24 protein-coding genes are annotated in these 23,498 nt (G+C 64.5%); 6 read left to right on the top strand and 18 right to left on the bottom strand.

All coding sequences use genetic code 11. The annotated features are described in order from the left end of the window. Positions 1–21: 21 nt before the first annotated feature. The 3 genes from ACN9MZ_RS12350 to ACN9MZ_RS12340 all read right to left on the bottom strand — a co-directional run bounded on the left by ACN9MZ_RS12350 (position 22) and on the right by ACN9MZ_RS12340 (position 3,008). Entirely contained in the window at positions 22–1,476 is a 1,455-nt protein-coding gene (locus ACN9MZ_RS12350; RefSeq protein ID WP_426342896.1) for a Ppx/GppA phosphatase family protein, read from the bottom strand. A 65-nt stretch (positions 1,477–1,541) separates the two neighbouring features. Beyond that, complete coding sequence (locus ACN9MZ_RS12345; RefSeq protein ID WP_426342401.1) at positions 1,542–2,711, bottom strand: GGDEF domain-containing protein; 1,170 nt, start codon at positions 2,709–2,711, stop codon at positions 1,542–1,544. Positions 2,712–2,732: 21 nt separating this feature from the next. Then, a complete protein-coding gene (locus ACN9MZ_RS12340) occupies positions 2,733–3,008 on the bottom strand; it encodes a hypothetical protein (protein WP_426171234.1) in 276 nt (91 codons plus the stop codon). 154 nt (positions 3,009–3,162) lie between these two features. Here ACN9MZ_RS12340 and ACN9MZ_RS12335 point away from each other — a divergent pair, with 154 nt between their 5' ends. The 3 genes from ACN9MZ_RS12335 to ACN9MZ_RS12325 all read left to right on the top strand — a co-directional run bounded on the left by ACN9MZ_RS12335 (position 3,163) and on the right by ACN9MZ_RS12325 (position 7,079). Then, the gene (locus tag ACN9MZ_RS12335) at positions 3,163–3,936 is read left to right on the top strand and encodes a transferase spermidine synthase (protein ID WP_426342400.1); all 774 of its coding nucleotides are present in this window, start codon (positions 3,163–3,165) and stop codon (positions 3,934–3,936) included. Between the two features lie 61 nt (positions 3,937–3,997). Further along, positions 3,998–6,868, top strand: a complete 2,871-nt coding sequence (locus ACN9MZ_RS12330) for a bifunctional diguanylate cyclase/phosphodiesterase (RefSeq protein WP_426342399.1) — start codon at positions 3,998–4,000, stop codon at positions 6,866–6,868. Between the two features lie 19 nt (positions 6,869–6,887). Continuing rightward, a complete protein-coding gene (locus tag ACN9MZ_RS12325; RefSeq protein ID WP_426342398.1) occupies positions 6,888–7,079 on the top strand; it encodes a hypothetical protein in 192 nt (63 codons plus the stop codon). Between the two features lie 61 nt (positions 7,080–7,140). On the opposite strand, the gene ACN9MZ_RS12320 is transcribed toward ACN9MZ_RS12325, so the two are convergent. Continuing rightward, positions 7,141–7,623: an acyl-CoA thioesterase gene (locus ACN9MZ_RS12320; RefSeq protein WP_426342397.1), complete on the bottom strand. Its 483-nt coding sequence runs from the start codon at positions 7,621–7,623 to the stop codon at positions 7,141–7,143. A gap of 126 nt (positions 7,624–7,749) precedes the next feature. Between ACN9MZ_RS12320 and ACN9MZ_RS12315 the strand changes: the two genes are divergently transcribed. Further along, entirely contained in the window at positions 7,750–9,066 is a 1,317-nt protein-coding gene (locus tag ACN9MZ_RS12315; protein WP_426342396.1) for a M16 family metallopeptidase, read from the top strand. A 3-nt stretch (positions 9,067–9,069) separates the two neighbouring features. After that, complete coding sequence (locus tag ACN9MZ_RS12310) at positions 9,070–10,452, top strand: M16 family metallopeptidase (protein WP_426342395.1); 1,383 nt, start codon at positions 9,070–9,072, stop codon at positions 10,450–10,452. 48 nt (positions 10,453–10,500) lie between these two features. On the opposite strand, the gene ACN9MZ_RS12305 is transcribed toward ACN9MZ_RS12310, so the two are convergent. From ACN9MZ_RS12305 to ACN9MZ_RS12240, 14 genes are all read right to left on the bottom strand, one after another. Continuing rightward, positions 10,501–11,616, bottom strand: coding sequence for a hypothetical protein (locus tag ACN9MZ_RS12305; protein ID WP_426342394.1), 1,116 nt, complete (start codon positions 11,614–11,616; stop codon positions 10,501–10,503). Beyond that, the gene (locus ACN9MZ_RS12300) at positions 11,613–12,323 is read right to left on the bottom strand and encodes an outer membrane lipoprotein-sorting protein (protein WP_426342393.1); all 711 of its coding nucleotides are present in this window, start codon (positions 12,321–12,323) and stop codon (positions 11,613–11,615) included. The genes ACN9MZ_RS12305 and ACN9MZ_RS12300 overlap by 4 nt, the downstream gene beginning before the upstream one ends. A 3-nt stretch (positions 12,324–12,326) precedes the next feature. Further along, a complete protein-coding gene (locus ACN9MZ_RS12295; RefSeq protein WP_426342392.1) occupies positions 12,327–13,556 on the bottom strand; it encodes an ABC transporter permease in 1,230 nt (409 codons plus the stop codon). Beyond that, the gene (locus tag ACN9MZ_RS12290) at positions 13,553–14,227 is read right to left on the bottom strand and encodes an ABC transporter ATP-binding protein (RefSeq protein ID WP_426342391.1); all 675 of its coding nucleotides are present in this window, start codon (positions 14,225–14,227) and stop codon (positions 13,553–13,555) included. The genes ACN9MZ_RS12295 and ACN9MZ_RS12290 overlap by 4 nt, the downstream gene beginning before the upstream one ends. Further along, complete coding sequence (locus ACN9MZ_RS12285) at positions 14,227–14,670, bottom strand: DUF2141 domain-containing protein (protein WP_426342895.1); 444 nt, start codon at positions 14,668–14,670, stop codon at positions 14,227–14,229. The genes ACN9MZ_RS12290 and ACN9MZ_RS12285 overlap by 1 nt, the downstream gene beginning before the upstream one ends. Before the next feature lie 23 nt (positions 14,671–14,693). Further along, positions 14,694–15,803, bottom strand: a complete 1,110-nt coding sequence (locus ACN9MZ_RS12280) for an ABC transporter permease (protein ID WP_426342390.1) — start codon at positions 15,801–15,803, stop codon at positions 14,694–14,696. After that, positions 15,800–18,097: an ATP-binding cassette domain-containing protein gene (locus ACN9MZ_RS12275; protein ID WP_426342389.1), complete on the bottom strand. Its 2,298-nt coding sequence runs from the start codon at positions 18,095–18,097 to the stop codon at positions 15,800–15,802. The genes ACN9MZ_RS12280 and ACN9MZ_RS12275 overlap by 4 nt, the downstream gene beginning before the upstream one ends. Continuing rightward, entirely contained in the window at positions 18,094–18,960 is an 867-nt protein-coding gene (locus ACN9MZ_RS12270; RefSeq protein WP_426342388.1) for a SagB/ThcOx family dehydrogenase, read from the bottom strand. Before ACN9MZ_RS12270 ends, ACN9MZ_RS12275 begins: the two co-directional genes overlap by 4 nt. After that, the gene (locus ACN9MZ_RS12265; RefSeq protein ID WP_426342387.1) at positions 18,957–20,285 is read right to left on the bottom strand and encodes a YcaO-like family protein; all 1,329 of its coding nucleotides are present in this window, start codon (positions 20,283–20,285) and stop codon (positions 18,957–18,959) included. Before ACN9MZ_RS12265 ends, ACN9MZ_RS12270 begins: the two co-directional genes overlap by 4 nt. A gap of 3 nt (positions 20,286–20,288) precedes the next feature. After that, positions 20,289–21,263: a TOMM precursor leader peptide-binding protein gene (locus ACN9MZ_RS12260; protein WP_426342386.1), complete on the bottom strand. Its 975-nt coding sequence runs from the start codon at positions 21,261–21,263 to the stop codon at positions 20,289–20,291. Positions 21,264–21,343: 80 nt separating this feature from the next. Continuing rightward, positions 21,344–21,481, bottom strand: a complete 138-nt coding sequence (locus ACN9MZ_RS12255) for a hypothetical protein (RefSeq protein WP_154668206.1) — start codon at positions 21,479–21,481, stop codon at positions 21,344–21,346. A 155-nt stretch (positions 21,482–21,636) separates the two neighbouring features. Further along, entirely contained in the window at positions 21,637–22,500 is an 864-nt protein-coding gene (locus ACN9MZ_RS12250) for a class I SAM-dependent methyltransferase (protein ID WP_426342385.1), read from the bottom strand. 4 nt (positions 22,501–22,504) lie between these two features. Next, positions 22,505–22,864, bottom strand: coding sequence for a hypothetical protein (locus tag ACN9MZ_RS12245; RefSeq protein ID WP_426342384.1), 360 nt, complete (start codon positions 22,862–22,864; stop codon positions 22,505–22,507). A gap of 67 nt (positions 22,865–22,931) precedes the next feature. Further along, a complete protein-coding gene (locus ACN9MZ_RS12240; protein WP_426342383.1) occupies positions 22,932–23,069 on the bottom strand; it encodes a hypothetical protein in 138 nt (45 codons plus the stop codon). A gap of 174 nt (positions 23,070–23,243) precedes the next feature. Here ACN9MZ_RS12240 and ACN9MZ_RS12235 point away from each other — a divergent pair, with 174 nt between their 5' ends. After that, complete coding sequence (locus tag ACN9MZ_RS12235; protein WP_426342382.1) at positions 23,244–23,429, top strand: hypothetical protein; 186 nt, start codon at positions 23,244–23,246, stop codon at positions 23,427–23,429. The last annotated feature ends 69 nt before the right edge of the window (positions 23,430–23,498 follow it).

The raw sequence follows: 23,498 nt of genomic DNA, 5'->3' as shown, positions 1-23,498 counted from the left end.
TATAAACAGTATATACGATTATTACGCAACGGTACGAACACTGAAGTCAACCCCGATTTCATCCCAGAACTCCTGCTCCTTCTCCATCCAGTAGGACAGGGTCGGGTGGCTGGAGACGCAATCGCGCTTTAGTTCCAGGTCGATGCGGTTCTTCATGCGCAGGCGCACGGCGCGATCTTCGACTTCGATCCGGCAGTGCATGAACACGATGGCCAGGCGCAAAGCCACTACCGCCTTGGCGAAATCGCTGTCGGTCAGGTGCTCGCTGACCTTGCGCAGGTTGCCTTTCTGGGCCAGGACCAGGCGGCCCATCAGCTTTTGCTCGCGGGTGGTGAAGCCCGGCAGGTCCGCGTTTTCGATCATATAGGCTGAGTGCTTGTGGTAGCCGGTCTGCGACACCACCAGCCCCACTTCGTGCAACTGGGCGCCCCAGGACAGGTGGCGCAGCAAGGCATCGCTGGCGGGCTTCATCTGCTGGAACAGGATGGTTGCCGCCTCCGACACGCGAACGCCGCGTTCCGATTCGATATGGAAGCGCGCCAGGAACTCGCCTACCGATTCGTCGCGCCGGTCGCGGCGGGTCGAGCGCAAGTAGAGGTCCCACATCACCCCCATGCGCAGGCCGGCATCGATCGGCTCCAGCTTTTCGATGCCCAGCTCCTGCACTACCGCAATCAGGATTGCCAGCCCGCCAATGACGGTGCTGGCGCGGTCCGGCCGCAGGCCCGGCATGTCGATCTTCGACACCTGGCCGAATTCAATGAAGCGCTTGCGCACTGCATTCAGGGCGGCCAGGGTGATGCCCTCGCCCAGTTTGTTCTTTTCGATGATCTCGCCAATGGCGCGGATGGTGCCTGAGGAGCCATAAGCCCGCTTCCAGCACTCCGGATGATAAGGCGGCGCGCCATCCTCGAAATGCGAGCGCGCCGACAGCACGGCTGCTTCGAAGGAGCGCGCATCGACGCGGCCGCCGACGAAGAAGGACAGGCTCTGCTTGACACTGCCCACGCTGAACGACTCAACACGTTCGATGTCGAGTCCGCGGCCGAGGATAAGCTCGGTCGAACCGCCGCCGATATCCACCACCAGCCGGCTCTCGTTCGGCTGGCCCAGCGCATTGGCCACGCCCATGTAGATCAGCCGCCCCTCCTCCTCGCCGGAAATGATCTCGATCGGGTAGCCGATGGCCTGCTCCAGCTGCGGCAGGAAATCCGCTGCATTGCGCGCCTGGCGCAGGATGGCAGTGGCAACCACGCGCACGCCGTCGAACTGGTAGGCGGCCAGCGCCACGCGGAAGTTCTTGAGGCAGATCAGCGCCCGCTGCAGGGCTTCATCGGTGAGGTTGCCGGCGGGGTCCAGGCCGGCGGCAAGGCGGATCGGTTCGCGCATGCTGTTGAGCACGCGGATCTTGCCTCCATCGTGCTGGCCGATGGAGAGTCGAAAACTGTTGGAGCCCAGGTCCACTGCGGCGTACATCGAGGAATCCATTTATATCGTTTATAACGAAAATGGTAGCACAGTACGCCATCAGTGTTACGCTGTCATGACAAGGCCTCCAGGGACTGCGGCTGCGGCGGCTGCGCCACCTGGTTTTCGCCGCGCAGTTTCGCCGCCTGCAGGGCTTCGTCGGCACGCTTGAACAGGCTGACCGTGCTGTCGTCGGCACGAATGGTGGTAACGCCCATGCTGGCGGTCAGCTTGATAATCGCACGCTCGGTTTTGACTGGCGTGGCCTCGATCGCGCGGCGGATGCGCTCGGCCACCATCATGGCGTCTTCCTGCCCGGTGCGCGGCAGCTGGATGGCGAATTCGGCGCCGCCCAGGCGGCCCATCAGGTCCGAATCGCGCAATTGCTTCTTGCACGTTTCCACCATGGATTTCAGGGCAGCGTCGCCAGCCGCATGGCCATAGCTGTCGTTGACGCGCTTGAACTGGTCGAGCGCCAGGATGATCAGGGCAGTCGGCTGGCCGGGGCGGCGCGCCAGCGCCATCCAGGGCGCCAGCGCCTGGTAGAAGCCGCGCCGGTTCGGCACGTCCGTCAGGGGATCGGTAGTTTCCAGCCGCGCCAGGTCCATCTGCAGCTTTTCGCGCGACAGCAGCAGGTAGCCGAAAGCGTTCACCAGCATCATCAGGTAGAAGCCGCCGAAGCCGAACAGCTGCATCGCATTGGCGCTGATCCAGGACAGCCCTTCGGGATAGGCCGCCGCCAGCAGGCCGCGCCCGACGATCACCAGCGCCAGCACGAACATGGCCACCACCAGGTAGCGGCGCAGCATGCTGCCGCCGCGCCAGGCGCGCGCCAGCGCCAGCACGCCGGCGAGGAAGAAGAAGCCGACGAATAGCGAGCCGGCAGTTATGCGGATTGCAGGCGAGATGTCGAGGATATGGAAGGCCAGCAGCGCGCCGATAGCCAGCGACAGCGCGGGGAACAGGATATTGCGCCAGCGCGGCCGGCCCACGCCTTCCCACAGGGCGCCGGCATCGAGCGCGAAGCCGGCCAGCAGCAGCGCATTGGCCAGCGGCCCGGCCAGCAGCTCCGGCACCACGCCGCGGAAATACAGCAGGATCCAGCCCACCGCCTGGCACTGCTTCGCGATGGCCCAGGTGGACAGGGTCAGCGACTTCTTGTTCTCATACTCGAAGAAAAACAGCGCTGCACACAGGCTGAGATTGCCCAGCGCCAGGGCGAGAACCAGGGTTTTGATATCCATTGCTTGGCGGACGGGCCGCGGTCAGACTTCGTGTTCGACGTTGCTGCTGCCGTCGCCAATCTTGCTGGCCCAGGCTTTGGAGAAGAACTCTTTTTCGTCTTCAGTCGGCGCATCGTGCCAGAACACGATTAGCGTGCCTTTATGGTCATGCAGCTGGCTGACCTTTTCGATGAACTGCTGCTTGCCGGCGTGGTCGGCCAATGCGGCCACGTAACCATATACGCGGGTCAGGCGCTCGATGCGATCCGGCTCGGTGAAACTGTTGGTCGCTGTGATGGTTGGATGGTCTAAGAACATTTATCGTCTCCAAGCTGCCTATGTTGGCAATGTACCTATAAAAGTTGCCGATGTAAACGCGAGCGCCCAAACGCTGTGCTCATCCGGTACACTGGGGTCGAAACCGGAGCCCGGCAGCTTAGCAGATCATCACGGTTCGTAACAAGTTGACAAAATGACTTCCATCCCCGACCACCACCGTCCCCTGGTGCGCCACCGGCGCGGTCGCTTGTCGCTGGAATTCACGCCCGGCGAAGTGCAAAGCCAGATGGATCCGGCCGATCCTGACGCGCTGGTGCTGGCCTACGCGCGGGCCATGATGTGCTTTGTCCTGTTCAAGCCCAACCCGGAGCATATCGTGATGGTGGGCCTGGGCGGCGGCTCGCTGGCCAAGTTCTGCCATCGTTACCTGCCCCGCACCCGCATCACCGTGCTCGAATTGCGCGCCGACGTCATCGCCCTGCGCGAACGCTTTGCCATCCCGCCGGACAGCGAGCGCTTTAGCATCATCCATTGCGATGCCGCCAGCTACATGAAGCAGTTGAAGGACTGCGCCGACGTGCTGCTGGTGGACGGCTTCGATGCCGACGGCTTGCCGAACGCCCTGGCGAGCGAGCACTTCTACGCCGACTGCAGGCGCGCGTTGCGGCCGGACGGCGTGCTGGCGGCCAATGTGTTCAGTTATGACCCCAAGTACCGCAGCGTGCTGGTGCGCCTGTCGAATGCCTTCCATGACCGCATCTGCCAGTTCACCGGCATCGCCGGCAACAACCACATCCTGTTTGCGATTCGTCCAGGACGCGCGCCCGGTGCGCCGGCCAGCGCCATGCAGCGCCGCGTGGCCGCCTGGGGCAGCCCGACGCCCGGGCTTGGCTTCGGCCTGGCCAATCGACTGTTGGCAATTTACACCGTTGCCCGCCTGCGCCAGGGAGATTTGACGGGAAATTAATGGGTATTGCCCCACAGCCATGAGAATTGTGACAAACTACATTTTTTATGCAAGGGACACTATGGCAGGTCGGCGCAGGAGACTATCGCACTACGGTGCAGCCGCACTCACGCTGGGCGCTGGCCTGGCGGCCACTGCCGTTCTCTTCGTCTCCGTCAGCGCCCTGGAATTCGGCAAGATGGAACTGGCCTTCCAGCAGCGCGCCAACGCCCGCATGACCGCCATCGAGCGCGGGCTGGCCGATGCCGAAGAAGTACTGAATGTCATCAATGAACTGTTCCGCACCGTGCAACCGGTCAGCCGTGAACAATTCCACACCTTCACCGAACCGCTGCTGCAGCGCCACCCTTTTATCCAGGCGTTCAACTACCACCGTGTGCTGACGCAAGCCGAGCGCCCCGTATTCGAAGCCTCCATGCGAGATCGCGTCCCCGGCTTCCAGATCACCGAGCTTTCTGCCGAAGGCAAGACCGTGCCTGCGCCGGAACGGCCTTATTACAACGTGGTTGAATACCTGGAGCCGGTGCGCGGCAACGAGCCTGCACTGGGACTGAATACCGGCAACAACGTGCATGTGCGCGGCGCCATCGACCGCATCCTGCACAACGGCCGCCCCTCCGCCACAGAGCAGCTGCAACTGGCGCAAGACCCGGCCCAGCACAACAGCTTCATCATGATCATGCCGGTGTACCGCCCCGGCATGCCGACCGGCACCCGCGACGAGCGCCATGCGGCCTGGGTTGGCGATACGGCAGCTGTGATCCGCACGCCGCACCTGGTGCATACCATCCTGCAGCAGAACGGCTTGCTGGACGACGCAAGCCTGGGCCTGAGCGTGTACGCCGGGGACCCGTCTGAAAACCGCACCCTGGTCTACCGCCACGGCCCGTCGCCGGCGGACCGCAAGCAGCACTGGCTGCATCGCTGGCTGGACTTCGATTACCACAGCAGCGAAATGCGCAGCTTCGACGTGCTGGGCCGCATCTGGCATATCCGCAGCGACGACTTGCCGCGCCCCTTCCTGGCCGACCATCTTGGCTCGCTCGGTACCTTGCTTGGCGGCCTGCTGTTCAGCGCCCTGGCTGCGGCTTTCGTGCACACCCTGGTGCAACGCTCGCGCCGCGTGCAATGGCTGGTCGATGCCCGCACTGCCGACCTGCAGCGCTCCAACCAGCGCCTGGCCGAAGATGTCGCTTCGCGCAAGCGCACCGAACGCGCGCTGCAGGAATCCGAGCACCGCTTCCGCCGCCTGCTGGCACTGTCCTCCGACTGGTACTGGGAACAGGACACGCATTTCCGCTTCACCCATATCACCGGCGGCTTTTTCGAAAAAGGCCATGTGGCGAAGGAGAATTTCCTCGGCCGCACCCGTTGGGAATGCACGCCGGAGCTGTACACCAGCAGCGCTGGCCGCGACCACATCAACAAGGTACAGGCCCGCCTGCCCTTCTCCAATTTCGAGTACGCCATCGTCGGCCATGACGGCGTGACGCGCTGGTTCAACACCAGCGGCGAGCCGGTGTACGACGCACAGGGCGAATTCAAGGGCTACCGCGGCACCGGCAGCGAGATCACGGAGCGCAAGGAAGCCGAGCAGCGCATCCAGCACATCGCCCACCACGACGTGCTGACCGGCCTGCCCAACCGCGTCCTGCTGCAAGACCGCCTGCAGCAAGCCATCGCCTACGCCAACCGCAGCGGCTTGCCGATGTGGGTGGTGCTGATCGACCTGGACCGCTTCAAGTTCGTCAACGACAGCCTGGGACACAAGGCCGGCGACCAGCTGCTGCAGACCGTGGCGAACCGCCTGCAGTCGAGCGTGCGCGAGAGCGATACCGTGGCGCGCCTGTCGGGCGACGAATTCGTGGCGATCCTGAGCCAGTACCCGGACGAGCAACTGTCGCCGGCCATCATCGACCGGGTGATGAAGGCCCTGGCGCAGCCGGTGCTCCTGGAAGGCAAGGAATTCTTCGTCACCTGCTCCATCGGCGTGGCAGTCTACGATGCCGGCGGCACGCCGGCGCAGAACCTGATCGAGCACGCCGACATCGCGATGTACTCGGCCAAGAAGCTGGGCCGCAATACCTACCAGTTCTATCAGCCGGCAATGAACGACGAGGCGCAGGAGCGCCTGCGCATCGAGAGCGCCCTGCGCAATGCCCTGGAGCGCGATGAATTCGTGCTGCATTACCAGCCGCAGGTGGAGCTGGCCTCCGGCGCGATCGTCGGCATGGAAGCCCTGCTGCGCTGGCAGCATCCGGAACTGGGCATGGTGCCGCCGGCACGCTTCATCAGCCTGGCCGAGGAAACCGGCCTGATCGTGCCTATCGGCGCCTGGGTGCTGCGCACGGCCTGCCAGCAGGCGCGTACGCTGCGCGATGCCGGCTTCAGGGACTTGCGCATGGCAGTCAACCTGTCGGCGCGCCAGTTCGCGCAGCCGGAGCTGGTGTCCACCATCGCCGCTGCGCTGGAGGAATCCGGCCTGCCGCCTTCCGCACTGGAACTGGAGCTGACCGAAAGCCTGTTCATGCACGACGTGGCGCAAGGCGTGAACTTGCTGCACGAACTGAAATCACTGGGCGTGGCGCTGTCGATCGACGATTTCGGCACCGGCTATTCCAGCCTGTCCTACCTGCGCAATTTCCCGATCGACGTGCTGAAGATCGACCGCTCCTTCGTCAACGACATCGCCACCGATGCCGACGATGCGGCCATCGTGGTGTCGGTGATCGCCCTGGCGCACAACCTTGAGTTGCGCGTGATTGCGGAAGGGGTAGAATCTGAAGAGCAGCTTGAGTTCCTGCGCCGCCATGGCTGCGACGAAATCCAGGGTTTTTATTTCAGCCGTCCTGTGGACGCATCGGCCATGCGCCAGATGTTGCAGGAAGGCAAGCAACTAGCCAGCGCGGCGCCCCGCCGACTGCGAGCCTGAGGAGATAAGGAGAGTGGACATGAACAGCGTAGACCTGCACCGGCAGCAAGTGCGCACCGACCACCGGACGCGCGACATCATCAACCAGGCCGTAGCCGCCCTGCCCGAAGTGGGCTTGCGCCGCGCCGCCGAATTCCTGTTCGCGATGGGCGTGCCGCAGCCGATTGCGCTGCGCACGCTGGTCTACCCGAGCCATCGGCGCGCGCTCTAAAGCCAGATCGGACAGATCTGACCCAAAGGTCAGACCCGCCAGGTTTTACTGTCGCTTTGAATTAAGCCTGCCTGGCCGCATCTGCCACTTGCTGGCGCGCGGCCTTGCGCAGCTTCGCCTTTTCCCAGCGCGCGATCTGTTCCGGCGTCTGCGGCACCAGCGGCGGCACCGCTTGCGGCTTGCGGTCCTGGCTCACCGCCACCATGGTGAAGTAGCAGCTGTTGGCGTGGCGTACCAGGCGCTTCTGGATATCTTCCGCCACGACGCGGATGCCCACTTCCATCGAACTGGTGCCGGTGTAGTTGACCGAGGCCAGGAAGGTCACCAGTTCGCCGACGTGGATAGGCTGCAGGAACATCACCTGGTCCACCGACAGCGTCACCACATAGCTGCCCGAATAGCGGCTGGCGCAGGCATAGGCCACGCCGTCCAGCAGCTTGAGGATGGCGCCGCCGTGCACGTTTCCCGAGAAGTTTGCCATGTCGGGCGTCATCAAAACCGTCATCGACAGCTCGTGCGCCGACCAGTGCATCGTATTTTCCATTGCCATGCCAGGGATAGTTATAGATGGCTATATGCTACCCGATGGCGCAGACCGCGTGCCAGGATTAGCATTTTCATCAGCGATCTAGTATTCTTCCGGCAACTTCTTCCATCGAAAGGGAACGCCATGAAGTTGAGAATCCTGGCAGCGGCGCTGGCCTATGCGGCCGCCTCATATGCCCAGGCCGCATTGACGGCCGACCAGGTCAAGACCTTCACGCTCGATAACGGCATGAAGTTCATCGTGCTGGAAAGCTCGAGCATCCCGAATGCGACCATGTACACCTACTTCAAGGTCGGATCCCGCAATGAAGCGCCGGGCATTACCGGCCTGTCGCACTTCTTCGAGCACATGATGTTCAACGGCTCGAAGCACTACGGGCCGAAGATGTTCGACCGCACCATGGAAGCCAACGGCGGCTCCAACAATGCCTATACCAATAGCGACGTGACGGTGTACCAGGACTGGTTTCCCGCCTCTTCGCTGGAGACCATCTTCAAGCTGGAAGGCGACCGCATTGGCCACCTCTCGATCGATCCCAAGATGGTGGACAGCGAGCGCGGCGTGGTGCTGTCCGAGCGCAGCACCGGCCTGGAAAACTCCAACGTGCGGATGCTGATGCAGGACCTGGACAGCGTCGCCTTCGTGGCCCACCCCTATGCGATTCCGACCATCGGCTGGGAATCGGACATCAAGGCCTGGACCCAGAAGGACCTGGAGAACTACTTCCGCACCTACTACGCGCCGAACAATGCGGTGTCCGTGATCGTCGGCGACGTGAAGGCGGACGAGGTGAAAAAGCTGGCCACCAAATACCTGGGCAGCATTCCGAAACGCGCAGCGCCGCCAGCCGTGCGCACCGTGGAGCCTGAACAGAAAGGCGAACGCCGCCTGTTTGTCGCCAAGCCATCCGCCACTTCCGCCAACCTGATCGTGGCGTACAAGGTGCCGGAACGCGCCTCCGCCGATACCTACGCGCTGGACGTGCTGCAATCCGTGCTCGCCGAAGGCAAGACGTCGCGCCTGTACAAAGCCCTGGTGGAAACCCAGCTGGCAACCAGCGTCGGCGCCAACAGCAGCGACGGTTTCGACCCGGGCCTGCTGTACATCATGACGGTGGCCGCCGCCGGGATCGAACCGGCCAGGATCGAGAAGGCGATGCTGGAAGCTATCGACAAGGTCGTGAAGGAAGGCGTGAGCGAAGCAGAACTGCAAAAGGTGAAAAATTCCCGCCTGCTGGGCATCTACCGCCTGCAGGAAACCATCAACGGCAAGGCACAGCTGCTGGGCAATTACGAGGTCTTCAACGGCGACTACAGGAAAGCCTTCGACGCCCCTGCCGCCTACGAAAAGCTGACGACTGCCGACATCCAGGCCGCCGCGGCCAAGTACCTGAAGAAATCGCAGCGCACCATCGGCGTGCTGGCCGCGAAGGAGGACTGATTGATGAAGAAACTGATTTCCATCGCGCTCACTGGCGCAATTGCCGCCTCCGCACAAGGCGCCGAATTCAAGCTGCCCGCGTTTGAAACCGCCAAGCTGCCAAACGGCCTGACCGTCTACTTGATGGAACGCCACGACGTGCCGCTGGTCGCCGTGCGCGCCGTGGTGAAAGCTGGCGCCGTCAACGACGGCACGCAGGCCGGGCTGGCCAACCTGACCGGCGACGGCGTGCTGCTCGGCTCGACCAGGCATGGCAAGGCCGACATCGACCAGGCCTTCGACTTCCGCGGCGCCGTCCTGGCAGGTGGCGGCAGCGTCGAGCAATCGACCATCGCCGCCAACTTCGCCCGTAAAGACACCGATACCCTGCTGCCGCTGTTCGCAGAACTGGTGCAGGAGCCAAGCTTCGATGCTGCGGAACTGGACAAGCTGCGTGCGCGCAAGGTCGACGGCTTGAAACAGGCCAAGGAAAGCCCGCGCATGGTAGTCGGCAACTACTACCGCGCCATGCTGTTCGGTAATGCGCCCTACGCCAATCCCCCCTCGGGCACAGTCAACAGCCTGGCAGCGTTGAAGCAGGAAGACGTGAAAGCCTTCCACAAGCGCTACTTCCGCCCGGACAACGCAGCGCTGGTGGTGGTCGGCGATTTCGATCCTGCCGAGATGCGCAGGAAAGTCGAAACACTGTTCGGCCAATGGAAGGCCGAAGGCCCAGCCCCGCAACGCGCCGACTACGGCGCAGTGAAAGCGGACAAGGCGCGCGTCTGGGTAGTGAACAAGTCCGATGCGATCGAGACTACCTTCCTGATCGGCGGCGCCGGGATTGCGCGCAATGATCCGGACTACGTACCCCTGCAGGTGCTGAATACCGTGCTGGGAGGACGCTTCACCTCATGGCTCAATGACGAACTGCGGGTCAACTCCGGCCTGACCTACGGCGCCAATTCCGGCTTCAACACACTGTCGCAGACCGGCACCTTCTCCATCTCCAGCTTCACTGCACTACCGAAGACGGAAGCCGCCCTGGACCTCGCGCTGAAAACCTACCAACGCCTGTGGAGCAAAGGCATCGACAAGGCGACGCTCGATTCCGCCAAGGCCTACGTGAAAGGCCAGTTCCCGCCGCGCTATGAGACCAGCGAACAGCTGGCATCGCTGCTCGGCGACATGTATGCAAACGACGTAGGCCGCAGCCAGATCGACAACTTCATGAAAGACGTCGACAGCCTGACGCCCGAGCGCGCCAGTCATTTGGTAGAGAAGCATTTCCCTCGCAAGAATTTGCAGATGGTCCTGATAGGCAAAGCCTCCGAGATCGGCAAGATCGCCGCCAAATACGGCGAGGTAAGCAATCTCGACATCACCGCCGACGGCTTCCAACCATAATAGAAGTCGGGGTCAGGTCTGGCAACCCGCCAGACCTGACCCCGACTTTCAAAATGCATGGCGTAGCCGTAGTGCCAGCGTTTCCTTTACCGGCGAGAGGGCTCGCTCGCTGCCCGCCTTTCCCTGCTGGCGCATCGCTGACAGCATCAGGTGCGTGCGTGCGCTGAAGGCATAGTCGACCTGGCCATGCCACACCCGGCTGCTGTCATCCAGCCCCAGGTACATTCCGCCGCCGGCATCCCAGGCCCCTGCTGCTTCCGATATCGTGAGGCTGGCATAGTGCTGCCGCGCGCCCAGGCTGGGCAGGCGGCTCGCCAGTGTTGCCAGCACATGGGACGGCAGGCTTGATTGCGCTTGCTGTTGCAGCACGTCGAATTCGCCGTCCGGCATGCCCCGGCCATTGTAGGCGTATTCGAGTTGCAGCTTGGGCAGGGCTGCGGGTGTGAGCACCACGCCTGCGGTGGCGCGGGTGTAGCGGGCCGCGCCGCCGGCGCGGTAGGCGGAGGCGTACCACGACAAGGCATCGGCCGGCGCGGCACTGATGGTGGCGCCGATGCCGGCATGTTCGCCATGTGCGCGGCGCAGCACCATGCCGGCGCTGATGGCGTCGAATTCGTAGCCGAATTTGAGGATGGTTTGCACGCGGCCGCCTGCCTCGCGTGCGTGCAGGGCCGCTGCACTGGCACGCGCGCCGCTCCAGGAGAGGACGGCCATCGGGATGCCTTCGGAGTTGCCCAGCGTATCCAGCGGGTCGCTCAGGTCCGTGCGTTTTTGCAGGAAGCCTAGCGGCTGGTTGATATACGAGGGATCCAGCGCATACAGGCGTTTGCCGAGCGAGAGCGATGCGCCTGCGCCAAGGTCGAACACGCGGTTCAGTTCCTGCAGCACCGCCTTGCCGCGCATGCCGTCACGGTCTGTATGCAGTGCTTCGGTGCGCACGCGCCATGTGAGGTCCTGCCGGCGGCCTTCCAACAGTGCGACGGCGCGCGTGCCGCTGCCGGCAATGCCGAGAAAGTTGTCGCGATTCAGCGGCGTGTCCTGCAAGATCGTGCGCTCTTGCGCGCCCAGCACGAAGCCGCCGGTCCAGTCTTCGCCGGCCGAGGCATCGCCTGGAGCGGCGGCAGCGACGGCCGCCGCCAGCGGCAGGCATTGCAGGCGCTTCATTGCTCCAGCGTGCGCGGGTTGAACATATTGGCCGGGAATTCAGCCGCCCTCACCTTTTCAAACACGACCCGTGTCTCCCCGCCGGGCTGCTGCGGGTCGGCATAGCGCGTGGTCGGCGGCAGGCCGCCATGCGCCGCATCGAAAGTGGCGACCTTCAGCAGCTTGCCGCTGGCGACGTAGAGCATTGCCTTGAGCGGCACATAACGCCCGTCCTGCCTTGCGGCCAGCAGCTTGATCCTGGCATAGGTGGCGGCTTCGTTGCGGCTGCGCAGTTCGAGCGCGATACAGGACTTTGCCGGGCAGCCGTCGGTCTCGCCTTCCAGCACGGTGGCGTCGTAATCATGGCTGAAGCGGATGCGCGACAGGTCGCCGATATTTGCCTTGCCGAGCAGTGTTTGCAAGGGGGTCAGGCGAATGGCGCGACGTGTACGTGGCGCATAGAAAAACAGGCCGCTGTCCGTGGTCAGGAATTTCTGGCCACGCTGGTCGACGCTGGTCGCTTCCACCAGCACCTGGTTGTAATTGGCGCCCCGGATCACATAGGTGCCTGGCTCCTGGCCGTCGCCGGCTTCGATGCGCACGTTCGCTTCGAAGCTGTTGACCGGCATGCGGTACTGGTCTACCTGTTGCAGGATTTCGGTGGCGCCCGGCGGTGATGCTTGTGCCGCACCGGCGCACACCATCAGGATCAGGAATCGTTTCAGCATGGTCTAGTTGGAAGTCAGGATGGCTTTCACCGGCATGCGGCCGATGCGGCGACTGGTCAGCCAGGCTGCCGCCATCGCAAGCAGCGGCAATACCAGCACGATCGCCAGGCTTGGCTGGAACAGCCATAGCAGGTGCAGGGGCACGCCGACGTTGCGGCCTGGCGGCGGCGCCAGTTCGATGGCGGCGGCGTTGATCGCCAGCGTGGCGAGCCATGCCGCCGTGCCGCCGGCCAGTGCGCCGAAGGCGCCTTGCAGCAGGCCTTCGAACATGAACAGGCGGCGCACCATCGCTTGCGGAATGCCCATCGCGCGCAGCGTGCCGATGTCCTTGCCGCGCTCATAAATGGTGGCAAGCGTCATGGCGGCCACGCCAAGGAAGACGATCAGGCCGATGATGGCGCCAAAGACGATGAACTGGTTTCGGAACAGGGCCATCACCTGCGGATAGAGCGGCGCCAGTTCCTGCCAGCGCTGCAGGCGTACCTTGCCGCCGATTACCCGTGCGATGGCGTCCGAGTGCGCATCGGCGCTGGCCGTGTCCTGGTAGAGCACGGACAGATGGGAGATTTTCTCGGTTCGCAGCAGCTCCTGCGCGGTCTCGATCGGAATCTGCAGCGTATACAGGTCGCGCTCCGGAATGCCTGTGGCGAGCAGGCCCGCGACTTCGACATCCATGGCGTTCACACTGCCCTGCACCGTCGTGGTCATCAGCGTCAACGATTGTCCGGGGCGAACGCCGAGGCGGCGCGCCATTTCCCTGCCAAGCAGGACCTGGTAGCGCCCATCTTCGCCGGCGCGCAGTGGTGCCCCTTGCGCCAGCAACTGGAAAGTGCCGAATGCCTGCTGTTCGCGCACCGGGTCCACGCCTTGGGCTTCGAAGGTGAGCGTGCGCGGTCCGTTCGATACCAGGCCGCTGAATTGCAGGCGCGGGGCGATGCGCCGAACGCCGTTCATTTTCCCCAGTTGCGCCTCGACGCGGCTACGCTCGGCATCGTCAAGTCCATACTGGAGCTGCTGCTCCACGTAGCCGTCAGCAGGCGGGAATGCGCTGACCTGGGCGTGTCCCAAGCCGCCGCGAATGGTGCTTTCGCGCAGGCCATCGAGCGAGGCGGCGATATAGGCGGCGAACAGCAGCAGGGCCAGGGTACCGACGGCGATGGTCCCGCCAAGCAGCAGCGAGCGGCGTCCGTTGCGCAGCACGTTGCGATGGGCAAGCACCAGCCATTGCGTCATGCCGTCACCCTGCCGTCTTCCAGGCGCAGCACCTGGCCGGCCATGTCCATCACGCGCTGGTCGTGGGTGGCGATGATGAAGGTCGTGCCGAGGTCGCGGTGGAGGCGATCAACCAGCTCCAGCATCTGCTGGGCGGTCTTGCTGTCCAGGTTCCCGGTGGGTTCGTCGGCGATCACCAGCTTGGGGCGGTTGACCAGGGCGCGCGCAATGGCGACGCGCTGCTGCTGGCCGCCGGACAGTTGCCCCGGAGTGTGGTCGAGGCGGTGCTCCATGCCAACCAGGGACAGGGCTCCGGCTGCCGCCTTGCGCCGTTCCCGCTTCGGCAAGGCGCATGTGGCCAGCGCCAGTTCCACATTCTCCTGCGCAGTCAGGGTGCCGACGAGGTTGAAGTTCTGGAATACGAAACCGAGCTTGCGGTTGCGGAAGGTGTCCAGCGCATGGTCCGGCAAGGCATCCAGCGCCGCACCGTCAAGGTGGATGCTGCCGCTATCCGGCCGTTCGAAGCGCGCCAGCATGCCGAGCAAGGTAGTCTTGCCGCTGCCGGAGGGGCCGGCAATGGCCACGACCGAAGGCTCGCCTATTTGGAAGGAAACGCTGTCCAGCGCGGCGATCCTTTCTTCGCCGCGCCGGTAATGCTTGCTGACCTGCCTGACGTCGACGATGGGCGCCATCAATACACCATATCCAGTGCAATGTCGTTGGCGCCGGATTTGATGTCGATGCGGGCGTCGTCGAACGTCGGCGGGCCGTAATGGCCGCGCGCGTTGCGGGAGAAGCCCCAGCCTTCGATCGGCAGGCCGTTGGCTGACTTGTCCAGCCTTCCGTTAAGGTTCTCGTCGTGGTAGACCATGACCGCATAGCTGCCGGGCGTCACGCCGGGGAATACCAGCACGCTGCCGGCAACAGCTGGCTGCACCGCAAAATACTGGCAGGCCTTCAGGAAGGAATTCTTGTTGCAGATGGCGCCCATCAGCGCGCCCTTCTGCCCAGCGACGCCTCCCAGGGTCACATTCACGGTTGCCGTGCCGGCGGCCGCCGGTTGGCGGTTGCCGTACGCATAGGCAGCAGCGCCGGCCGCCAGTGCCAGCGCGCCGGCAATCATCAGGATATTCATCTTCTTCAATCCAGGACTCCTTCTCAGTGCAGGTCACGCGGCGTCCAGCCGAAGCGGCGCACAGCCAGCAGCAGGCAGGCGCACATCATCGCGGCAAGTACCACGATGCTGTAGGCGTCGCCCTTCCAGCTCATGCTTCCGGTCAGCGCGTGCCGGATGCTGGCCATCATCGCATTCAGCGGCAGGAATTCGAGTGCGTCGCGCAGCAACGGCGGCAAGCCGCCCAGCGGGATCATCAGGTTTCCCGAAAAAAGCAGCGGGAAGTACAGCAGGTTGCTGGCCATGGTCACGCCCGCCACGCTGCGGCTCGCTGCGGCCAGCAAGAGTCCCAATGCCAGGAAGGCGGCGCAGCCCAGGGCCAGCATGCCGCCTGCTGCTGCGATGCCGGCTGGACCCGCATTCAGCTTCACGCCATAGACGGCCCAGGCCACGGCAAACATTGTGGCGCTGGCCAGGACAATGATGACGAGGCGCGACAGGCACCAGGCCAGCACCACCACGCCTGTCGGCATCGGGAACAGCTGGTAGAGGCGGAACATGCCGCCTTCGCGGGCGGCGACCAGAGGCCCGGCGAATCCCATCAGGCTGGTGGACAGGATGACCAGGCCGGCCAGTCCGCTGACCAGGAACAGGCGGTAGTCCAGCGCGCCGGCGGCCGGCGCCGGCGGCGGTGGCAGCACGACGCGCGGTTCGTCCTGCAGGCCGGCCAGGTTGTAGCCGTCGCTGAAGCCGCGCAGCATGCCGTAACTGGCTTCCAGCGTGGGGCCGGCGGCCAGCGAGGTTTCGAGCTTCATCTCGGTGCTTTGGCCCGCGCGCACGGCTTCGGCGAAACCGGCGGGGATGGTGAGCTCCAGGTCGGGCTTCACCGTGCGCGATGGCGCGACCACGCGGAATTCAACGCTGTTTTGCAGGCGCAGGCCGCGCGACAGCTCGCTGGCGTAGCTTGCGCTTTCCGTGCTGCGGTCCATGTCATGGATGACCAGCGTTACGGGGCCCAGCTTCGCCTCTTGCCCGAACAGGGCCATTTGCATCATCAGCATCAGCAAGGGGAAGGCAAAGGTCCAGAACAAGGCCAGGCGGCCGCGCAGGAAAAGCGCCAGGTCGGCGCGCACCAGGTGCAGCAGGTTTTTCATGCGGTTCCACCTTTGGTGAGGTCGGCCAGGAAGTCTTCGATGGTCGAAGCTTCGAGACTGAAATTGGCGATGCCTTGCTGCTCGATGAAGCGGCGGAATCCCGCGTCGAAACCTTGTGCGCCGTGGAGCAGCCAGCCGTCCTGCATTGCCTCGGCGCGCAGCAGCGCTGGCAGCGCGTGCATGGATTGTTCCGCCTCGCCGGCCAGTGCCTGGCCGATGCGGGCCTTGAAGCGGCCGATGCGGCGCGCCTGCAGTTCGTCCAGCGTGCCGCCGTCGACCAGTTCTCCCCTTTCCATGCAGAGGATGCGGTCCATGCCGAGCAGGTCGGCGGGAACGTGGGAGATCTGCAGCACGGTGGTCGGCATGCCGGCCAGCAGCTCGCGCAGCGCGCGGGCATGCCATTCGTCGAGGCCGAGCGACGGTTCGTCGAGCATTGCCAGTTCCGGTACGTGGGATAGCGCGAGCCACAGCATGACGCGCTGTTTCTGGCCGCGCGAGAGTTGCTGCCAGAGTTTGCCGCGCAGTTCGTCCATGCCGAGGGCTCGGGTCACCGCCGGTTCCGTGCGGGCGTAGATTGTCTCGTGCAGCGACATGACTTCGCTGACGCGCATCTGGCCCGGCAGGTCGGCGCTTTGCAGCAGGCCGCCCAGTTTCTGCCTTGCCCTGGCGTCGCGCGGATCGCCAATGGCCAGCTGGATCTTGCCGCTGTCGGGCGCGCGCAGGCCAAGCAGGGTCTCCAGCAGGATGGTCTTGCCGCTGCCATTGGGCCCGACAATGGCGACACGCTCGCCCTCGCGCAGGACCAGGTCGCCCGACTGCAAGGTAAAGCCGGACGGCAGGCGCAATGCGATACCGGTCGCTTCGAGGGCGATGGCGGCGGGCGCCGTGTCGGGTGTCGACGGCGCGATGGCCACGACTTCGTCGCCGGGATCGATGCCGTTATCGAGCAGCATCTCGCGCGCGTGGGCACGGTACAGCGGGTGTTGCATCGCTTGCCGCAGCATGCCTGCGCCGCGGTCGCGATCACCGCCGTAATTGGGCGGTGCGTGCAACAGCAGCGAAGCATGATGAATCAGCAGGTCCGGGTCGCCGGCGATCAATTCCTGCGCTTTGCCGAAGGCGTGCAAGGCGTTCTGCCCTGCCGTCGCGACCTTGATGATGTTGGGTTGGGCCAGCAGAATGGCGAGGATGGCGCGCACGCCGCGCCACAGCCACTGGCGGCCCGCTGGGAGGATATCGGCAGCCTTGAGCAGCGCGTCAATGCTTGCCTCCTGCTCGGCCGGCAGCTTGGCGCCGCCGTGGACCAGGAGCAACGCCTGGTTCAGGCGGGCGCTGAGCAAAGCGTCCAGCAGCACGGGCTGGGTGAATACCGCCTCCGCTTCAAGCAAAGCAACGCCGGCCGACAGGTCTTCGGCGCGCTTGCTGCTCCACGCGGAGAAAATGGCTTGCTGCACTTGGGCAGTAGTCTCGTTCCCCGGCTGCTGTACGGCCTCAACATGCGCGGCGGGAATCGCCAGGCCGCTGGCCTGTTCCACCAGCCCGGCGATCTGTGCGTCGCTGACGGCGCGCGAGACGGCACGGAACAGCGAAACAATCGCCGCCGCACCGCCACGGGCACAGACAGCATCGAGCAGGTCGGCGCCGAGACGGCAGGCAGCACGGTAGGCGTCAATGCCGGCACCAGTCGACGCAGCGAACATGGCATCGCCGTCGCGCGACAGCATGCTGCGCAATGGCGGTGCAAGCTCTGGCCGCTGTGGCAGCGGCGTGGCGCCGCCGAAGCGGTTGGCAAACAGTTGCGCCAGTCCCTCGTCGAGCAGGCGCACGCCGCACGTCAGGAAGCAATGCGCAACTTCATGGAAAACAACCGCGCGCAGGCCATCGGAATAGCCTTCAGATTGCGTGGAGAGGCGCACCATGGCCAGACCTGGCAAGCTCTCCATCGTCAAATGCATGTCGCGCTCTGACGGTACGCATTGCAGCAGGATGCACGGCGGCGGCAGGCCGAGAAAATCGGCACAGGCGCCGGCCGCCTCGTCGAAATTGCGCAGCAGCGCAGGCGGCGGTTCGTGCTCGCCCAGCGCATAAACGCTGCCGCAAGCACGCCAGGCGCGCCGCCCGGCCAGGATGTCCTGCAGGACCGGATAGGCATGGAAGCGCCCGCGCAGTGCGAACAGGCGTTCCAGCGCATGCCCGGCGCCATCCCGATCGCCAGCCGTGGCCAGGCGCAGCACGGCACCTGCCGCATCGCGCAGCCACAACTCGCCATCCTGCCAACCCGGCGCGTCGTTCATTCGTCCTCGCTGGCAGCAGGTGCAGGCGGCGCTTCGCGGCCGAGCAGCATGACGGAAGCCACGGTTTCCGTCACGCCGTCGATATCGAGCAAGGCCGCCAGCTCGTCGTCATAATAGGCTCCGTAGACCAGGGAGCCCAGCCCCAGTCCTTGCGCGGCCAGGCACAGGTTCTGCGAAGCGTGGCCGGCCTCCAGCAGCGACATGCGATAGCCGCGCGCGCCGTACTTGGCGGTCGCGCGCTGCGGCACGCTGGTCATCACGCACACCACCGGCGCCTTTACCCCCGCCCCGCCCGACTCGCCCGACTTCACTTCCGCGCTGCCGAAGGCATCGCCCAGCTGCGGTTTCAATACGCGCAGCAAGTGGTTGCGCGCATCGTAATGCGCGATGCATGGCTCGATGCCCTCTACCTCGTTGAGGAAGAAATAGAACTCGGTCGGGTACAGGCCGCCCGGCGAGGGATAGGAACGGAACGCCAGCTTCACATGCGGCGCGATATCGCTCTTGGCCATGCGGCGCACGCGCAGCGAATGGTGCAGCAGGCTGGAAAGCTCCTGCAGCGTCATCGCGCCGGCAAAGACGCGCGCGCTCTTGCGCTGCTCCAAGGCCCGCGCCAGTTCGCCCAGCGCCAGCACCGGCTCCGGCAATTCAATCGCCGGGCAGGACGGATAGGCGTTGTAGCCCGCCGCGCCGCGTGCGATATATGCCGGATGGCGCAGGAAGCGCACGATGTTCTTCACCTGCCCCATCAGGGTGGCGCGGTGGAACTTGGTCTGCTCATGCAGGATCTCGGCCGGGTCGTCGATGTCGAACTGGCCCGCCATGGCCTGCGGCGGCAGCAATTCCTGGAGTGTCTTGGTCATGGGAACGGATGCGGTTCGAGGTTAGGTTCTGGCACGCCCGTCAAGCCCCAGTGTGCCGCGATGGCGCGCAAGCGGCGCTCGTCGCGGCTCACCAGACCGTCGCCGAACAGCAGCGGATGCAGGCCGGGAATGAAGGCACGCAGCACGCACAAGCCAAGGCTGGCCACGTCGGCGGAAGTCACGTCCACCGCCAGCGCGCGCAGGCCCATGACCTTCAGCCGTGCCAGCAGGTCGCCCATGCCGGCCAGTTGGCGTAGCGCGGGGGCGTCGGAAGAAACCGTGGCCTCGCCGGTGAACAGGAAGTCCATCGCCCCCTGGCGCGAACGATCCAGGAAAAAGGCGAAATGGTCGCCCGGATTACGGATCGCGCCCTGCTCCGGCAGCGGCGTGCCCGCCGCCAGGATGGAGCTGCCCCACACATAGCCGTGGAAGGCTTCCACCACGGCCTTGTTGATGGCCGTGGCAACGTCGAGGTGGGCGCTGGCGCCGAGCGACATGGTGCCGTCGTTGCGGCTGCGCGCCAGGCACAGCACCACCGGCATGCCGACATCGGTCGTGATGTCCCACAGGTGCACGTCCAGGCTGGGATGCGCCAGCTGGCGGCGCACGCCGGGCAGCAGGCGTTGCATGGTGGACGGGGCCACAAGCAGCTTGCGCGGCGCATGCTTCATCTGCCACATGGCAGCAAAGGCGTCGCGCTCGATCACTTCCGCCAGGCCGCTCAGCAAGGCCCTGCCTTCGTCCATGCCCGTTGCCAGGCCGGTGGAGGAGGATTGCATCACGATCTCGCGCTTGTCCTTGACCTGCATGCCGAGGTAGACCATCTGCGCCGGCACATAGGTCTCGCGCGCCGGGTCCATCAGGTCGGCAGCCGGCGCCCAGGCGCGCACCAGCGACGTATCGTCGGCCGCGAATTCGAAGCCCTCACCATATTGCTCCGGCGCGAAGAGGACGAACTGGCCGGGGCCGACCGCCGCGTCGCCCAGGGAATCCTGCGAGGCATACAGCAACTGGTCGTCGAAATGCGCGGCCGCCGCATAGCGCTCCACCGCTTCGCCAAACGCGGCCCACATGGCCGAGGTGCGATCGAACGCAGCGCCGGAACCGGCCAGGCTGGCGCGATCGGTGTTCGGGTTATTCGCCTTGCCGCGCGCCGGGTCGATCATCATGCTCTTGATGTCGACCATCAGGGCATTGAAGACGAACAGGCCGCGTGCATCGGGGTGCTCGGTTTCTTCCAGCAGCGACGTGATGATGCCGTGGCGGCGATGCACCAGGGCGTCGTGCACCAGGGCCAGCTGGCCCGCATCGGACAAGCGCTCCATGGCTCAGGCCCGACGGCGCAACAGCGCCTGCTGGAATACGCTGCCTACCGGACGCTCGGTGCTGGCGGTGCCGCACACCTGGCAACGCGGCAAGCGCAGCACGCGCGAACGCACGATCTCGCCGCTTGCGCTGTCGATTTCGCTGAACACGCTTTGCTGCAAGCCTTCCAGCGTGCCGGCCAGGAACTGCAGCGCCAGGCGCGATGCCTCGGCCACGCCGAACTGGACGGCAAGGCGGCTTGGCAGCGCGTGGTACAGGATGTTCTCGGACTGGCTGCGCATGTCGAATTCCGCCACGAACTTGCGGGTCGAACGCACGCGGTGGAAATAGCATTCGTAGCAGCCGGTGGCTTTCGGCAGCACCAGGGGGCCGCAATGCACGGTGTTCCAGTCGATGCCGACGAACAGCGCCGGCCAGCCGGCAGCAACGGCGGTGGCATTCATGGCGCGGAACAGCGCGATGTCGTCGAAATCGGACGCCACCAGCAGCAGCGCGCGGCGTTCGCCCTTGTCCGGCAAGGGGCCGTCGCGCACCACGCGCTCCACCTGCACGCCGAGTTCGGTCAGCGAAGCGGCCAGCGCATCGGCGCAGGAGCCGGTGCCGGCCAGCGCCAGCATCCAGTTGGACTTGTCGTAGTGCGGGCGCTGTGCCGGGCCGGACATGCCGTCCTGCTCGCGGCGGTGCTGCAGGTGGTGGAAGGTGGCATCGCCGCCGCTGCGTCCGTTCTGCTTCAGCAGCACGCGCGCCTCGACCAGGGCATTGACCGCCGCTTCCACCGCCTCGGGCGGGAAGCTCTCGGCGCGGTCGTCGAGCAGTTTTTTCAGCGTGACGCCTTGCGCGGCGTCGGCCAGGATGCTTTTCAGGATGCCGACCCGGTCTTCCACCGTGAAGCGGCGCCCGACGACGGAAATGGCAATCTTGTCTTCGCCCAGCGTGGTCACTTCGGCCAGCGGCGAGATGTACAGGGACTCACTCATTCTCTTAACCAATCTCAGAAAAAGGCGTGGCACCGGCGGTGCTGCACGAGGCAACGACGCCGGTGTCCGGACTTAACCGTTTAGCAGCAGCAAGAGCAGGAGCAGGTGCAGCAGGAGACGCTCACGTCGGCCAGGGCGCCGCTCATGTCGTCCATCAGGTATTCCGGCTCGGTGGAGTCGGTGATCTGGATGTGGGTGGTTTCAATCAGAATGGTCATTTCTCTGCTTCCTTTTGAGTTTTAAGAGAATGGCCGTGCCATATGCGAAACCAGCATAAGCAAATGCGGATTCCGCATTGGGCACGACCGCTCCGGAAGGTAGCATGAAACTAAACTACATCTAGTAGAAGAAACATTCCAAAAATATTAACTTTTTAGTTGCTAGCGAGCATTAAATGCGTGCCGCCGCCGAGGCGCAGATTGTCCCCGCGCCCAGCAAAATAGCGACGTTCAAGGGCATCGCGCCCAAAATCTTGCACTGCGGAAAAATCCAAATCGCGCAGGCGCGCGCACAGTTCGGCAGGATCAAAATACGACAGCCAGGGCTCGCCCTGCTCGGCATAACGGCGCGCAAAGTACTCGACGCCGGCCCGCTCGAGGGTATCGAGCAGCTCCGGCTTGATGCCGTAATCGAACACGATGCCGCTGCCGGAAGGAAGTCTGGCGACGAAACCCAGGGTGTGGAAAATGGCCTGTTCGGTCAGGTACAAGGTGACGCCGAGCCAGGAGAAAAACACCGGCCGGTCCAGGCGGCAGCCGGCCGCACGCAGCGCATCGGCCAGCGCATCGCGTTCGAAATCGACCGGCACGAAACGCAGGCTGTCCGGCACGGTGATGCTGCTGGCCGCCAGCAGCTTGCGCTTCCACGCCTGGGTGGCGGGATGGTCCACTTCGAACACCTGCAGCGCCGCGTCATGCTGGCGGCGGCAGGCGAAGGTATCAAGGCCCGCGCCCAGCACCACGTATTGCCGCACGCCGGCCGCAGCGGCACGCGCCAGTTCATCTTCGGCAAAGCGGCTGCGCACGGCCATGGCAGCGCGCAGGATGCGGCTGAAGCCGGCGTCGTAGACGCGCGCATTGGACTGCACTTGCACACAGTCTTCCGGCCCCAGCACCGGCAGCGCCAGCGGATCGTCGAAAATGGCGGGCGTGTCCAGCAGCTGGTGCGCTGCGCGCAAGCGCGCCACCATCAGCGCGCTGCGGCTGGGCTGGCCTTCGCTGAGCAGGTGGCTGGACATGGGCTTACATGCCCTGCGCTTCGATATCGGCCAGCGACTCGCGGCCTTTTTCAGTGATGGCAAAACCGTCTTCGGTCGCCACGATGTGCGACTTCTTGCCCAGGAACAGGGCTACGTCCTTGTCCGCCACCGCACCGGGCGCCACGGCCAGCGCACGCAAGGCCATCACGCAACGGCGCAGGAACAGCTGCTGGCGGCCGGCATCGGTCAGGATGATGGCCCCGCTGCGCTCAAACTTGATGAACTTGATGCCGGACAGGCGCTTGCTGTTGCGGCCGACGCAAGCGCTGGGCTTGCCCTTGATGCCGCGGGCAATCTCTTCCAGCGCGTTGAATTCGTCGGTGCTCAGTTTTTCATTTTTCATTGCTCGTATTCCATGATGGTGCCTTTGCAACCCATCATGGTACGCGCCCGCACCGGAGGCGGCAAGCTTACTTGAGCGCGCGCAGCGCCAGCCATGCCAGCGCCAGCCCCGTCACGGCAGTTGCACAGACCAGCGCCTGGACACGGCGGCTGTGCAGGTCAATGCGGCGTTTGAGGTAGATCTTGTTGTGCAGGGAATTGCCCATCGCGGCCTCCGACGAAGAAAAAGCGTGTGTCGATGACCTATTATAGATAGCGAAGCGTGACTGTTTCGTGACAGCGCAAAATATATTCTCAGAACACAACACCTATTTCCTTTTAGCAAACAAGCGACAGCGGGCATGGGGCGCTGGTAGCATCGGCCACAAGGAGGAACCAGTATGGAACAGCCAGCAAAATCGCAGCCTGAAAAAGGCCGCCATTTCATTGAAGAAGCCGACATCGGCAGCGGCGAAAAAACGCCGGGCGAACAGGATACTGACGAGCAGATTCGCCAGATTCCTCCCCTGCCAGACGCGGGGGTCAAGCCTGCATCGGGGGCGGCTTCGGCACCGGTTCCTCAATAGGCGGCTCGGCCGGCCGTGGCAGGTCGTCCGGGGGCGGGTCTTTTTCCGGCTCGGGCGGAGGGGATTCCG

Source organism: Pseudoduganella sp. S-14 (assembly GCF_049913285.1).
Classification (GTDB): Bacteria; Pseudomonadota; Gammaproteobacteria; order Burkholderiales; family Burkholderiaceae_D; genus Rugamonas.
Note: the sequence above shows the minus strand (reverse complement) of the source record. Positions and strands in the feature narration are given on the sequence as shown.